The organism is Streptococcus sp. SP1, from assembly GCF_030440005.1.
Lineage (GTDB): Bacteria > Bacillota > Bacilli > Lactobacillales > Streptococcaceae > Streptococcus > Streptococcus parasanguinis.
The window spans coordinates 1-14,067 of record NZ_JAQFJJ010000011.1 but is presented as its reverse complement, the minus strand read 5'-3'; the positions used below and the strand labels follow the sequence as shown (position 1 = coordinate 14,067).

General features: G+C 38.2%; 13 protein-coding genes. 11 read left to right on the top strand and 2 right to left on the bottom strand.

All coding sequences use genetic code 11. The features are described 5' to 3' along the window. Positions 1-4: 4 nt before the first annotated feature. The 8 genes from PCY07_RS06765 to PCY07_RS06730 all read left to right on the top strand — a co-directional run bounded on the left by PCY07_RS06765 (position 5) and on the right by PCY07_RS06730 (position 9,327). Entirely contained in the window at positions 5-745 is a 741-nt protein-coding gene (locus PCY07_RS06765) for a Stp1/IreP family PP2C-type Ser/Thr phosphatase (protein WP_003018086.1), read from the top strand. Next, a complete protein-coding gene (gene pknB, locus PCY07_RS06760; RefSeq protein ID WP_049518216.1) occupies positions 742-2,610 on the top strand; it encodes a Stk1 family PASTA domain-containing Ser/Thr kinase in 1,869 nt (622 codons plus the stop codon). Before PCY07_RS06765 ends, pknB begins: the two co-directional genes overlap by 4 nt. A 602-nt stretch (positions 2,611-3,212) precedes the next feature. Beyond that, complete coding sequence (locus PCY07_RS06755; RefSeq protein WP_301355759.1) at positions 3,213-5,003, top strand: CAP domain-containing protein; 1,791 nt, start codon at positions 3,213-3,215, stop codon at positions 5,001-5,003. Between the two features lie 174 nt (positions 5,004-5,177). Further along, on the top strand, positions 5,178-5,873 hold the full coding sequence (liaF, locus tag PCY07_RS06750) for a cell wall-active antibiotics response protein LiaF (RefSeq protein WP_061455961.1): 696 nt from the start codon (positions 5,178-5,180) through the stop codon (positions 5,871-5,873). Further along, positions 5,870-6,886, top strand: a complete 1,017-nt coding sequence (locus tag PCY07_RS06745; RefSeq protein ID WP_301355756.1) for a sensor histidine kinase — start codon at positions 5,870-5,872, stop codon at positions 6,884-6,886. The genes liaF and PCY07_RS06745 overlap by 4 nt, the downstream gene beginning before the upstream one ends. After that, the gene (locus PCY07_RS06740) at positions 6,883-7,515 is read left to right on the top strand and encodes a response regulator transcription factor (protein ID WP_003018073.1); all 633 of its coding nucleotides are present in this window, start codon (positions 6,883-6,885) and stop codon (positions 7,513-7,515) included. The genes PCY07_RS06745 and PCY07_RS06740 overlap by 4 nt, the downstream gene beginning before the upstream one ends. 44 nt (positions 7,516-7,559) lie before the next feature. Further along, the gene (locus PCY07_RS06735; RefSeq protein ID WP_301355754.1) at positions 7,560-8,960 is read left to right on the top strand and encodes a bifunctional Cof-type HAD-IIB family hydrolase/peptidylprolyl isomerase; all 1,401 of its coding nucleotides are present in this window, start codon (positions 7,560-7,562) and stop codon (positions 8,958-8,960) included. A gap of 1 nt (position 8,961) precedes the next feature. Next, the gene (locus PCY07_RS06730; RefSeq protein ID WP_195227760.1) at positions 8,962-9,327 is read left to right on the top strand and encodes a S1 RNA-binding domain-containing protein; all 366 of its coding nucleotides are present in this window, start codon (positions 8,962-8,964) and stop codon (positions 9,325-9,327) included. Between the two features lie 49 nt (positions 9,328-9,376). On the opposite strand, the gene cysK is transcribed toward PCY07_RS06730, so the two are convergent. Together cysK and PCY07_RS06720 are read right to left on the bottom strand one after the other, a co-directional pair. Continuing rightward, positions 9,377-10,300 (bottom strand): cysteine synthase A, encoded by a 924-nt coding sequence (gene cysK, locus PCY07_RS06725; protein ID WP_003004014.1) that lies wholly within the window; start codon positions 10,298-10,300, stop codon positions 9,377-9,379. A gap of 123 nt (positions 10,301-10,423) precedes the next feature. After that, positions 10,424-11,065, bottom strand: coding sequence for a YigZ family protein (locus tag PCY07_RS06720; RefSeq protein ID WP_301355750.1), 642 nt, complete (start codon positions 11,063-11,065; stop codon positions 10,424-10,426). A gap of 54 nt (positions 11,066-11,119) precedes the next feature. On the opposite strand from PCY07_RS06720, the gene PCY07_RS06715 reads away from it, so the two are divergent. The 3 genes from PCY07_RS06715 (at position 11,120) to raiA (ending at position 13,704) form a co-directional block, all read left to right on the top strand. Continuing rightward, positions 11,120-12,418 (top strand): DEAD/DEAH box helicase, encoded by a 1,299-nt coding sequence (locus PCY07_RS06715; RefSeq protein WP_301355748.1) that lies wholly within the window; start codon positions 11,120-11,122, stop codon positions 12,416-12,418. Next, entirely contained in the window at positions 12,415-13,080 is a 666-nt protein-coding gene (locus tag PCY07_RS06710; protein ID WP_049487919.1) for a ComF family protein, read from the top strand. Before PCY07_RS06715 ends, PCY07_RS06710 begins: the two co-directional genes overlap by 4 nt. An 81-nt stretch (positions 13,081-13,161) precedes the next feature. Further along, positions 13,162-13,704, top strand: coding sequence for a ribosome-associated translation inhibitor RaiA (gene raiA, locus PCY07_RS06705; RefSeq protein WP_003012610.1), 543 nt, complete (start codon positions 13,162-13,164; stop codon positions 13,702-13,704). Positions 13,705-14,067 lie beyond the last annotated feature (363 nt).

Sequence of the window (14,067 nt, the reverse complement as noted above, 5' to 3'; positions counted from 1 at the left end):
CAGTATGGATATTTCTATCTTAACCGATGTAGGTCAAAGACGGACAAATAACCAAGACTATGCAAATCAATATAAAAATAAGGCTGGGAAATCTATGATTTTTCTCGCTGACGGTATGGGAGGACACCGTGCCGGTAATATTGCTAGTGAAATGGCAGTCACAGATCTGGGTGCTGCTTGGGTTTCTTCTGAAATTGAAACAGTGAATCAAGTACGTGAATGGTTTGCAAATCATTTAGAGGATGTGAATCGTCGGATTCATTTAGCAGGTCAAGATGACGAACACAAAGGTATGGGAACCACACTAGAGGCCTTGGCTTTCGTGGAAGGACAAGTGATTTATGCTCATGTTGGAGACTCTCGAATTGGCCTTATTCGCCACGGTGAATACCGGCAATTGACAAGTGATCATTCTCTTGTAAATGCTCTTTTACGTGCTGGTCAAATTACAGAGGAAGAGGCTGCTCATCATCCTCAGCGAAATATCATCACTCAGTCTATTGGTCAAAAGGATGAGCTTGAGCCAGATTATGGCTTGGTCACAGTTGAAGCAGATGATTATATTTTGATCAATAGTGATGGATTAACCAATATGCTTGGTCCAGATGAAATCAGAGATATTGTTTTGAGTGATGTTTCACTGGAAGAAAAGGCTAAAACCTTGATTCGTTTTGCCAATAATGCTGGAGGTTTGGATAATATTACTGTTGTATTGCTCCACTTTAATGAGGAGGACGCAGCATGATTCAAATCGGCAAAATTTTTGCCGGGCGATATAAAATCATCCAACAAATTGGGCGCGGCGGGATGGCAGATGTTTATCTTGCGCGTGATTTGATTTTAGATGGTGAAGAAGTTGCAGTCAAGGTACTGCGTACGAATTACCAGACGGATCCCATTGCAGTTGCTCGTTTTCAGCGGGAAGCAAAAGCAATGGCGGAACTGGACCATCCAAATATCGTTCGGATTACAGACATTGGCGAAGAAGAAGGGCAACAATACCTTGCAATGGAATATGTTGCAGGTTTAGACTTGAAACGCTATATCAAAGAAAATGCACCTTTATCAAATGAAGAAGCGGTTCGTTTGATGGGACAGATTCTCCTTGCTATGCGTCTAGCCCATACGCGTGGCATTATCCATAGAGATTTAAAACCACAGAATGTCCTCTTGACTCCGGATGGGACTGCAAAAGTTTCAGACTTTGGGATTGCAGTGGCCTTTGCAGAGACAAGCTTGACCCAGACCAACTCTATGTTAGGATCAGTCCATTATTTGTCACCTGAGCAGGCACGGGGATCGAAAGCTACGGTTCAAAGTGACATTTACGCTATGGGAATTATTTTCTATGAGATGTTGACTGGACACATTCCTTATGATGGGGATAGTGCGGTTACGATTGCACTGCAACATTTCCAAAAACCTCTTCCCTCTATTCGTGAAGAAAATAAGAATGTTCCGCAAGCTTTAGAAAATGTTGTGATCAAAGCGACGGCTAAGAAGCTGACGGACCGTTATAAGTCAGTAGCAGAGATGTATGTAGATCTTTCAAGCTGCCTGTCTTATGAGAGGAGAAATGAGAAAAAGCTGGTTTTTGAAGATCAAACAAAGGCTGATACAAAAACTCTTCCGAAAGTGAGTCCGACTCCAAAGACCGCTCCAGTTCCAATCTCTGAGGTGCGCAGTGAAATCAGTTCGGTGGATCCAAAACGGCCATTATCCAACCAGCAGGTCGTGGCACCAAATAAAAAGCCAAGAAGACGCTTACGTGCACGTTATAAAGTATTGTTTGTTGCAATCGCGCTAGTTCTTGCTGCCTTTACCTTCTTGTTGTATATGAGTCCAGCCAATAAAACAGTTCCGGATGTTTCTGGTAAGACTATTGCTGAGGCCAGAGCGATTATCGAAGGTCAAGATCTTCAAGTTGGTGAAGAAAAGGAAGAATATAGTGATACTGTTGCGGAAGGCTATGTCATTCGAACTAATCCAAATGCGGGAGCTCAAAAGAGGGAACAAAGTCGAATTGATTTGATTGTTTCAAAGGGACCAAATAGCTTTGAAATGCCAAATTATGTAGGAGAAACGAGGGCAAAAGCAGAGGATGATCTGAAAAATACTTATAAAGTGTCAAGTAAGATGATCAGTATAGAGGAAGTTGAAACTTTTGACTATGATGCTGGTACTGTTCTTGAACAAACGCCAGCACCAGGAGAACAATATTCTCTGAATTCAAAGACCAAGATTGTTTTGAAAGTGGCGAAAGAAACGACCTCTATTGAGATGCCAAACTATATTGGATCAACCTATGATTTTGCACGTAGCAATTTGATTGAAATATATGACATCAAGGAAGCCAATATTGAATTAAGAAAAACGGACCATCTTCCTGATGGGGTTGTTGTTTCTGCAGGACAAATTGTGAGTCAAACTCCTGAGGCATCTAATACAGTGGATATTAATCGGACCAGAATTATATTGACAGTGTATGAGCCTAAAGTGACTTCTTCTTCAAGTACGAAAGCTTCTTCAAGTTCAGAAACGTCTAGTTCGTCTTCATCAGATCGAAAGGATACCGATAGTTCAAGTAGTAGTGCAGCAGATGATGATTAGGAAATTGATTGCAAGAAAAAGTTAGGTAAAAACTCAATCTGAGAAAATAAGTCCATAAATATTTCCATAATAAAACGCATAATATCAGTATATATAGATACCTGATATTATGCGTTTTATAGTTTCAAACACATTTTGTTTGCCCTTCTATTCTTACCTGTTTTTATTTTTACGTCGTGATTTTTATATTTCACCTAAGAGGGAAAATATTTGAGTTTTATAATATTGATTTTTCAGAAAGGTAATATGGATTTTTATAAAAATCTTAATAATACAGCATTTAAACAATTTTTTCATGGAGTTAAGCTAGTGAATGTAATTTAATTTGAGAATAAAAATAATTGAATATCAAATCATTCGCTTTTTATTATGAATCTATGCTACAATCTGCATGAGAGGAAATCAAAGATTGAAAAGCCGGTCGGAACTAATTTAATAGAGAGTTATTTCTTCAGAAAATTTCTATCCATTATTTGAATAGGCCTTACCAACTAGTGGAAAGAAATAGTACTCGCTAAGATAGAATTGGAAAGAACGACTATTGAATATGTACATATGCTTGATGTAACTTTCATATATACTTCCAAATGGAGATTATTAAAATGGACAGAAATTATAGAATGCTGAGCCGATCGATTTTAGCAATGGCTGTGATTGCTCCAGCATTTATAGCAACAAAAGTAGCTGCAGATAATAGAGGGTGGAATACCAACTTCTACAATACAAACTATTATGGCTATGGTTACAATAATTGGGACGGCTATAATGGTTATAATTCATGGACCTATGGTTATGGCTATGGATATCCAAGTTGGAACTATTATTATGGCTATAATGACTATAACTACAATTATAATAACTGGAATAATTACTATGGTTATAACAATCTAGTTCGTGACAAAAACTACATTTATTGGAATGGTAATCATTATTATCGGATGAGTGATGGAACTTACCGGATCTACCGCAATGGTGAGTGGAAGCCTCTAACTAATCGGAATAACTCTACTAATAACCTTGCCAATGACCCTCATTATGTATATGAAAATGGCTACCATTATTATGTATTAGATAATGGGGATTATTATTACTATAAAAATGGTAAATGGGTATTTGTGAAGAATTCGACGGAAAATCCTGATACTCCTGATCCAGTTCCTACACCGACTCCTGATCCAACTCCAACACCTGACGAGCCAGATCCAAGCGATAAACCCGATCAACCAGTCAACCCATCAGAACCATCTACACCAGAAGATCACGGGAACTTGATCTTCCCAGAAAATCCTCCATTTGTAGGAGCAGATGGAGAGTTTGATCCTTTCGCACCAACCCCAGAAAATCCAAGTGAACCAAAACCAGAAGAACCGGTGCAACCTGAAGTACCAGGAAATGATGGTTTGGTATCATCAGATCAGCCTAGTGAAAACCAAATTCCTCCATATGTTGAGACACCAGCAGAAGGATTAGAACATCTTCCATGGGCTCCGAATGGACGAGCACCTAAGATAGTCTATCCTCCTGGTAAACCTGGATCAGCAGCTTTGCGTCGTGATAAGAACTACTACTTTGACGGTTCGACTCACTATTACTATGTTCCATCTGATACAGAAGCAACTGGTTACTCTGCTTATTGGAAATGGAACGGAGACAAATGGAAACTTTATGGAATGACAGATCCGAAAGATCCTGAGATCGATCCAAAATTCCACGAAGATGCCAAAGATGATGAATATGCTTATAGCGATCGTGACTCAAGCGTGAAGCTCTACTCTACAAATCTTGTAGAAACAGCTAAAGCGGGTCAAGCTCTTCCATTTAAGAATGTGGATGAATTTAAGGACTATGTCATTAAGAAAATGAATCCTAAATTTATTGACAATGCTGGCTGGGATGCCAAAGTAGAATGGGAAATCGAGGACCCAGAACTCTTTGAGCAATCTAAAGAAAACCCATGGGCTAAAGACTATGTTTTAATCGCTAACTTGAAGAGTGGAGTAGATGACAAGGACTACAAAGATGTTGAGTTTGGATATGTAAAATTCGTTTATCGTGTAGAAGCGACAGACAATACAAACTATATCGAGTTAGATAAAGCGAAAGAAGCTTTTGCTAAGATTAACGAATTACGAAAGGCACAAGGCTTAAAAGAATTGACTTGGTCAGATGATGTCTACAACTCACGTGCCTTGCCAAAAGCCCATACTATTTCACGTCAGTACGATAGCACAGGGTTTGTAGCTCGTCGCGAAGACAATGCAACAACGGTTGCAACGAAATGGTATAATAGTGGATTGAGAGAATTAATGCTCGATCCAAATGCCACAGAAGGTGCGGTAGCAGCAGTCATCAATGGCAACGGTAACTATTATTGGGCATTCATGTATAAATAATGCCTCTAGACAACCGTTATCGGAAAGAACTTATTTAATAACCATTCATTCCGATACCAAGGACACCCAAAGGATTTCTATCTTTTGGGTGTTTTTTCTTTCTCCGTATTATCCAACTCTAGACGGAAGTCAAATGATAAAAATTTTGATAAAATAAAAAAGATGAGGTAGACTATGTGGAAAATACAAATTTTTATTTTCGTTGAAGCCATTTTGTTAACATTAGCAGCGATCACCATTTTATCAATTGATTTTTACAGATTTGTTGTCTTGATGGTTCTCTTTTTGCTTCTTTTGTATTACTATTTTGGCAAACAAAAAGCGAATTTTCTATTAATCGCGCTAAGTGTGCTCTTGTTTTTTATCGTGATGCTGAATCCTTTTGTGATTGCAGCCATTTTATTTGCAGTGGTTTATGGTTTATTGATCGCTTACCCCTATATGTATAAGGAAAATGGAGCAGTTGTATTTGATGTTGAAGAGGATACGGAAATTCGTCAAGAAAAAACTCGATGGATTGGTGATTTACAACATTTTTCAAGGCAAAGTCGAGGGTATCGAGATCTGAATGTGATCCGAGTCTTTGGGAATGACACCCTCCATTTAGAGGAGGTAGCCATTTGCAATTGGGACAATGTGGTGATCATCCGGAAAGGTTTTGGAAATACAAAAATTATCTTACCTATTGATTTGGAGTTGCATTTACAAATTAACACCCTTTATGGAGATCTAAAGTTTTTGGATCTTCCTGTCCGTAAAATGAGGAATGAAACCATAGATATTGAAACGATACATTATCGGAGATCGCACCGTTCTATAAAAATTGTGTTAGTTGGAATTGTTGGGGATGTTGAGGTGATTCGCGCATGAAGAAATTAGACTATCTCCTATTGTATTTCTATTCCCTAATGGTGGTTGCGGTCATTTGTCATACCATTTTCCATTTTGTTGGTTTTCGGTGGGGCAAACTTCTCTCAGATCTTTCCTTGCTTCAATCATTCCTATTTTTGGTTTTTAGTCTGACGCTTGCATTGACAGCTTTGGTTGTCTTAATTATTAAAATCACGCAATTTGTAACGGTTCATGCAGTACAACAAAAGGTAGAAGCGATCCTAACTGCTTCACAGCGAAAACAAATTGCCCCCAAAGAATTGAATCAACAGTTAGATTTATTGGACAGCAAATTGCTTCGACTAGAAGAAAATTTACAAAAAAGTGAAAATCGTGTGATGCGAAATGAGGAAGAAATTGTGGAAATCGAGCGTAAGAGAATTGCGCGTGATCTACATGATACGGTTAGTCAAGAATTGTTTGCAGCCAATATGATTTTGTCTGGCGTGGTAGCACAGGCCCTTGAGTTAGAGAAAAGTCAGATCCAGCAGCAACTAAATGGTGTATCGGATATTCTAGGTACAGCCCAAAATGATTTACGCGTCTTGCTCCTACATCTTCGTCCTACAGAATTGGAAGGAAAAAGTTTGGTAGAAGGTATGGAGATGATTTTTAGAGAATTGAAGGAAAAGAGTAACCTAACAGTTGTCTTCCATCATAATGACGTGAGCATTCCAAAAGATATGGAAGAACATCTGTTTCGGATTGTCCAAGAAATTGTTAGCAATACCTTAAAACACGCTAGAGCTCAACAAATGGATGTCTTTTTGCACCAGGAAGGAAAACAACTTCATTTACGGATGGTAGATGATGGAATCGGCTTTGAGCAGGAAAAATTAGAACGATTGAGTTATGGGTTGAAAAATATTCAAGAACGTGTAGAAGACATGGCGGGAACCATTAAAATAAGAACGAGTCCTCAAAAGGGAGTGGCTATAGATATTCGCGTTCCCCTCCTTGTAAAAGATAAAAATGAAAAGGAAACAGTATGAAAATATTATTAGTAGACGACCATGAAATGGTCCGATTGGGATTGAAAAGCTTTTTGTCCATGCAAACCGATATTGAGCAAGTCTTAGAGGCGCAAAATGGGCAAGAAGGAGTGGAGTTGGCGCTGAAAGAAAGACCAGATGTCATCATCATGGATATTGTGATGCCGGAGTTAAATGGAATCGATGCGACTCTAGCCATCCTAAAAGAGTGGCCGGAAGCTAAAATTGTCATTTTAACGTCTTATTTAGATAACGAAAAGATTTACCCTGTCTTAGATGCAGGTGCTAAAGGTTATATTTTAAAGACCTCATCAGCAACTGAGATCTTACAAGCTATCAGGAAGGTTGCAAAGGGAGAGTTTGCGATTGAGACTGAAGTCAGTCAAAAAGTTGAGTTACGAAAGAACCATGCTGAATTGCATGATGATCTGACCGCTAGAGAACGAGATATTCTGGCTCTATTAACAAAAGGCTATGAAAATCAGCGGATAGCAGATGAACTCTTTATTTCTTTAAAAACGGTAAAGACCCATGTCTCCAACATCTTATCGAAACTAGAAGTCAGCGATCGGACGCAAGCTGTCGTCTATGCTTTCCGTCATCATCTGGTGAATCAGGAAGATTTTTAAGTCAAAAAATGCTATAATAGAGCAAGTAAAAGAGGGGGAGATAAGTGGACGCAAAATTACGTTATAAAGCCAAAAAAGTAAAAATCGTCTTTTTTGATATTGATGATACATTACGTGCAAAAGAAACAGGCTTGATTCCTGAATCTGTAAAAGATGTTTTTCATCAGTTGAAAAAGAAGGGAATTTTAACAGGGATTGCAACCGGCAGAGGGATTTTTGGGGTTGTTCCTGAACTAATGGATTTGAAGCCGGATTTTTTAGTCACTTTAAATGGAGCTTATATTGAAGATGCCAAAGGAAATGTGATCTACCAATCACCAATTAATGAAGCAATCGTTTCTTCTTTTGTGGATTGGGCTAAAGAATCTGAGATTGATTATGGGTTGGTCGCTAGCCATCAAGCTACCCTGTCCAATCGGACACCTTTGATCAGTGATGCTATTGATATCATTTATCCGAATTTACCAGTAGATCCGGATCTGCATTTGAAAGAACAAATTTTCCAAATGTGGACCTTTGATGAAGATAATGATGGTTTAGAATTATCGCCTTCCTTACAAGAGGAGTTACGTCTAGTTCCATGGCACCCGCATTCATCTGATGTTGTTCGTTTTGATCGATCAAAGGCTTCGGGAGTCTCTCAAGTTGTCCATCATTTGGACTTGAAGCCAGAAAATGTTCTAGTATTCGGTGATGGTTTGAATGATTTAGAACTTTTTGATTATGCTGGAATTAGTATCGCAATGGGGAAGTCTGCTCCAGAGCTACGAGAAAAAGCTGATTATATCACCAAGAATTTAGAAGAAAATGGCATATTCTATGCCTTAGAGGAGTTAAATATGGTTGAAAAAGAATTGACGTTACCACAGTTAGAACTTGCTACGATTGAAGGTCCTATCGCTGTGATCAAAACTAATTATGGTGAGATGAAAATTAAATTGTTCCCGGATCAAGCACCAAAAACTGTTGCAAACTTTGTAGCTCTTGCCAAATCTGGCTATTACGATGGCATCATTTTTCACCGCATTATCAAAGATTTTATGATCCAAGGAGGAGATCCAACTGGTACAGGTATGGGGGGAGAATCCATCTATGGTGACAGCTTCGAAGACGAATTTTCAAAAGAATTGTACAATATTCGTGGAGCCCTTTCAATGGCAAATGCTGGACCAAATACGAACGGAAGTCAATTCTTTATTGTACAAAATCAGCATCTTCCATATTCGAAAAAGGAATTGGTTCGCGGTGGCTGGCCTGAAAAAATTGCTGAAATCTATACGACAGAAGGGGGAACTCCTCACTTAGATCAACGTCATACAGTATTTGGTCAATTGATGGATGAATCTTCTTTTGCCGTATTGGATGAGATCGCGGCTGTTGAAACAGGTATGATGGATAAGCCGGTAGAAGATGTCGTGATTGAAACCGTCGAGATTGAGGATTGATATGAAAATTGGAGACAAGTTAGAAGGGACCATTACAGGCATTCAACCTTATGGAGCCTTTGTTGAATTAGAATCGGGTGTCACGAGCTTGATTCATATTTCAGAGATTCGAAGTGGCTATGTTAGTAATATTCATGACATTCTTTCGATTGGGGAGAAGGTCTTTGTACAAGTTATCGATGTTGATGAATATTCAAAGAAAGCCAGCCTTTCTTTGAGAACGCTAGAAGAGACACCACAGCGAACTGTTCGGCATCATCGTTTTTCAAATGACCGCCATAAGAGTGGTTTTGCTCCATTAGCTCAACAAATGTCAACCTGGGTCAAAGAAGGAAAAGTATTTTTTAGCAAGCAAGAGAAAAAATAAAAAACTTCGATAGGTTTATAAACCCTATCGAAGTTTTTTATATAAAGAATTATTCAAATTCGTAAAGAGTAGTTGAAAGATAACGTTCCCCATTATCTGGTGCAAGAGCAAGAACTTTTTTACCACTTCCTAATTCTTTGGCTACCTCAATCGCAGCATAGATAGCAGCAGCACTTGAAATGCCTACTAAGAACCCTTCGGCCCCACCAATAGCTCGTGCAAGTTCGAAAGCTTCTTCTGAAGATACGCGACGAACACCATCATATGCGTTAGTATCTAAGGTATTTGGGATAAAGCCTGCTGAAATCCCTTGGATTTTATGTGGTCCAGGTTTTTCGCCAGAAAGGACAGCAGATTCATTGGCCTCAACGGCATAGACTTTGACAGCAGGATTATTCTTTTTCAAAGTATGAGAAATACCAGAAACAGTACCACCAGTACCAACACCTGCGACGAAAGCATCTAAACCATCTTTTCCAAAGGCATCAACGATTTCTTGTCCTGTTGTTCTTTCATGTACCTCTGGGTTAGCAGGGTTTTCAAATTGAAGAGGAAGGAAGCCGTTTCTTTCTGCAGCGATTGCTTCAGCTTTAGCGATAGCACCTTTCATTCCTTCACTTCCAGGAGTCAAAACGAGTTCAGCTCCATAGGCTTGGATGATTTTACGACGTTCCACACTCATGGTTTCAGGCATGACAATCACAACTTTATAGCCTTTAGCTGCACCAACCCATGACAAGCCAATTCCTGTGTTCCCACTAGTTGCTTCGACAATGGTATCACCTGGTTTGATCAAACCATCCGCTTCAGCTTTTTCAATCATGCTCAATGCAATCCGGTCTTTAACAGATGATCCAGGATTGAAAGCTTCGAGTTTGACATAGACATCTGCAGCTCCTTCAGGAACAAGACGGTTCAATTTGACAATCGGAGTGTTCCCAATCAATTCTGTAATATTTTCATAAATAGCCATAATATACCTCAGTTCTAGGTTTTCTTGATACTAACAAGTATAGTCCCTTGTGGGAAGAATGTAAAATATAGAAATTTTATGGGTGTGATAAAAAAAAACTATCGTTGCCGATAGTATTTTTGATTAATTTTCTACAGAAAGTAGGGGTACTTCAACCTCACGAATTCCTTGATCTTCTATAAGGACTTTGCCATTGTAAAATTCGACTAAAGCTGCTGTGATAGAGCTTGTGTTATCTTTATCCACAAAAATAGTTGTCGCCACCTGATCTGTAAACATTGGATCTTGTTCCGCCAATTGATGGTCTTTTAAGAAATTAGCAAATTCTTGGTATTGGGAATAAGAAAGTGTGATCCCAAGAACCACTTGCTCTTTGATTTCTACCAGTCCAATCTCTCGAACTGCTTGTGCAACACTTCCAGCATAAGCACGAATCAGACCGCCAGCACCTAATTTAATACCTCCGAAATAGCGAGTAACCACGACACAACTATTAGTGATGCGATGATTTTCCAGAACTCCTAACATCGGTATCCCAGCTGTTCCACTAGGCTCTCCATCGTCACTGGTTCGTTTGATATTACTTTGTTCTCCAATGATGAAAGCAGAGCAGTTATGTGTAGCCTTATAGTGTTCTTTTTTGATGGCATTGATAAAATCTCTAGCTTCCTCTTCAGAGGAGACTCGCTTGACATGACAAATGAATTTTGACTTTTTGATTTCTTCTTGAACAGTACCGTTCTCTTTAAATGTAACATATTCCATATTCTTATTTTACAAAAAAGAATGATTTTCTCCAACTTTTGCGAATTAATAAGTATGAAGATAGAAGATTCTTATGGAAGACTCTTAACAGAGAGTCAAATGACAAATGATCTAAAAGAAATTGCCCAAGAACTTCCAGCTATAGAAAAAGAGAATGGAAGGTACTATTGCTTTCGATGTGGCAGTTTGATTGATCAGAAACTTTGGAAGTTGAGTAAGGAGGTGCTGTATTGTAGAGCCTGTATCCAATTGGGAAGGATCCGGAGTGATCAAAAACTTTATGCTATTGCACAGCATGACTTTGAAGGACAGGAGGTGTTAAACTGGAAAGGAACCTTGACTTCCTATCAACAAGAGGTATCCGATGGTCTCATCCAAGCAGTTAAGGAAGGGGGAAATGCCTTGGTACATGCTGTGACAGGAGCTGGGAAAACGGAAATGATGTACCAGGTTGTAGCAACAGCAATCAAGAGTGGACAAGCAGTCTGTATTGCTACCCCAAGAATCGATGTCTGTATCGAACTGTACGGAAGGATGAAGGACGATTTTTCCTGCCCCATCTCTTTGCTTCATGGGAAATCGGAACCCTATTTTAGAACGCCTTTGGTAATCGCAACAACCCACCAATTGCTAAAATTTTTTCAGGCCTTTGATCTCCTTATTATAGATGAGGTAGATGCTTTTCCCTATGTGGACAATTCAATCTTATATAAAGCAGCTCAGAATGCGATAAAAAAAGGGGGGAATACGCTATATTTAACAGCAACCTCTACAGATGAGTTAGATAAAAAGGTCAAGAAAAAAGAAATCATTCGTTATAGCCTTCCAAGACGATTCCATGGGAACCCACTAGTGGTCCCTGAAATAAAATGGGTGCCGAAAATTAGAGAAAAAATAGAAAAAGGAAGAATCCCTTACGAACTATTGCAACTGATCAAGAAACAAAGACAGACTCACTACCCATTGTTAATCTTTGTATCTGAAATAGAATTAGGACAACAATTTACTGAGAACTTAAAAAAATACTTTCCCAAAGAAACAGTAGGTTTTGTATCCTCACAGACAACAGACCGCCTACGAATGGTAGAAGAGTTTAGAAACAGAGCCATAACCATGCTAGTCTCGACAACAATTTTAGAAAGAGGAGTGACCTTTCCGTTTGTAGATGTCTTTGTTTTAGAAAGTAATCACAAATTATTTACTAAAAGTGCACTCGTACAAATTTCAGGAAGGGTCGGTCGAAGTAAAGAAAGACCAACAGGTAAACTACTTTTTCTATCAGATGGCATAACACGAGAAATGAAAAAAGCGATCAAAGAAATAAAGGAAATGAATCAGGAGGCTGGATTTTGAAAGAATGTTTGCTTTGTACTAAAGAGTTGAAAACTGGTGAACATTTCACAGACCTTATTTTTATGAATCAACAAGAAGAATGGATTTGTAAAGAATGCAAAGAAGACTTCGAACAAATTGGAGAAATCCATTGTCCTAGATGTTATAAAGATAAGGAGGAGAAAGTATGTAAAGATTGCGAATACTGGATACAAAAGGGGAATATGGTCGAACATGAAGCATTATATAGATATAATGCAGCAATGAAGGACTATTTCAAGCGATATAAATTTGAAGGAGATCGTTTATTAGGAATGGTATTTGCATGTGACATCAAAAAAGCCTTGAAAAAGTATAAAAGCTATACGATAATACCGACTCCAATTAGCCATGAAAAAAAGCAGGAGAGAGGATTCAATCAAGTATCAACTATATTAGATTTTGCAGAAATAAAGTACAACAGTCTTTTCCAAAAAGAAGACAGCTTAGCCCAATCAAAAAAAACAAGAGAAGAAAGATTAAAAACCTCTCAACACTTTCAATTAAAAGGAGAAGTTTCAGAAAAGCAGAAATATCTTATCTTGGATGATATCTACACAACGGGCAAAACAATCGAATTAATGAAGCGCCTACTAATTGAAAAAGGTGTGAAAGAAATAAAGACATTTTCAATCGCAAGGTAAAAAAAGATTTGCAAAAACTTTATGAAAGCGTTATAATATGCATATAAATAAAAACATAATGTTTAGAAAGTAGGTACTAATATGATTAAATATAGTATCCGTGGTGAAAACCTAGAAGTAACAGAAGCCATTCGCGACTATGTCGTTTCTAAACTCGAAAAGATTGAAAAATATTTTCAGGCAGATCAAGAGCTGGATGCTCGAGTAAACTTAAAAGTTTACCGTGAAAAGACCGCAAAAGTAGAAGTAACCATTCCGCTTGGATCTATCACGCTTCGTGCAGAAGATGTTTCTCAAGATATGTACGGTTCAATTGATCTGGTTGTAGATAAAATTGAACGTCAAATTCGTAAGAATAAAACAAAAATCGAAAAGAAAAATCGTGTTAAATCTGGTGCAGGTAAATTGTTTACCGATGCAGTTGTAGAAGAAGCAACCACCACAGAAAAAGTTGTTCGCTCAAAAACAATTGATCTAGAACCGATGGATATAGATGAAGCGATCCTTCAAATGGATCTATTGGCACACGACTTCTTCATTTATCGTGATGCAGAAGACAACACAACAAATGTCATCTACCGTAGAGAAGATGGAGACATCGGTCTATTGGAAGTAAAAGAATAGAGATCAAATAAGAGATTGAAAACATCAATTAAATATAGAGGAATCGGGGGCATCTTTGCTCCTGATTTTTTATGTAAACAAAAAAAGTAAAAAAACTTTCAAAAAAATAAAAAAAAATTAAAAAAAGTGTTGACAGTAAGGAGAGGTCATGATATACTAATATAGTTGTCGCGAGAGAGCGACAAAGACCTTTGAAAACTGAACAAGACGAACCAATGTGCAGGGCACTACAACTGAAGTTGTAGTAACTGAACAATAAAAAACAATAAATCTGTCAGTGACAGAATGAGTTTAAGACAAACAATTATTTTAATGAGAGTTTGATCCTGGCTCAGGATGAACGCTGGCGGCGTGCCTAATACA

What these genes read in the sequence shown, in the direction of transcription:
- PCY07_RS06765 (WP_003018086.1), top strand. Translation starts at nt 5, where the DNA reads ATGGATATTTCTATCTTAACCGATGTAGGTCAAAGACGGACAAATAAC.
- pknB (WP_049518216.1), top strand. Translation starts at nt 742, where the DNA reads ATGATTCAAATCGGCAAAATTTTTGCCGGGCGATATAAAATCATCCAA.
- PCY07_RS06755 (WP_301355759.1), top strand. Translation starts at nt 3,213, where the DNA reads ATGGACAGAAATTATAGAATGCTGAGCCGATCGATTTTAGCAATGGCT.
- liaF (WP_061455961.1), top strand. Translation starts at nt 5,178, where the DNA reads ATGTGGAAAATACAAATTTTTATTTTCGTTGAAGCCATTTTGTTAACA.
- PCY07_RS06745 (WP_301355756.1), top strand. Translation starts at nt 5,870, where the DNA reads ATGAAGAAATTAGACTATCTCCTATTGTATTTCTATTCCCTAATGGTG.
- PCY07_RS06740 (WP_003018073.1), top strand. Translation starts at nt 6,883, where the DNA reads ATGAAAATATTATTAGTAGACGACCATGAAATGGTCCGATTGGGATTG.
- PCY07_RS06730 (WP_195227760.1), top strand. Translation starts at nt 8,962, where the DNA reads ATGAAAATTGGAGACAAGTTAGAAGGGACCATTACAGGCATTCAACCT.
- cysK (WP_003004014.1), bottom strand. Translation starts at nt 10,300, where the DNA reads ATGGCTATTTATGAAAATATTACAGAATTGATTGGGAACACTCCGATT.
- PCY07_RS06720 (WP_301355750.1), bottom strand. Translation starts at nt 11,065, where the DNA reads ATGGAATATGTTACATTTAAAGAGAACGGTACTGTTCAAGAAGAAATC.
- PCY07_RS06715 (WP_301355748.1), top strand. Translation starts at nt 11,120, where the DNA reads ATGAAGATAGAAGATTCTTATGGAAGACTCTTAACAGAGAGTCAAATG.
- raiA (WP_003012610.1), top strand. Translation starts at nt 13,162, where the DNA reads ATGATTAAATATAGTATCCGTGGTGAAAACCTAGAAGTAACAGAAGCC.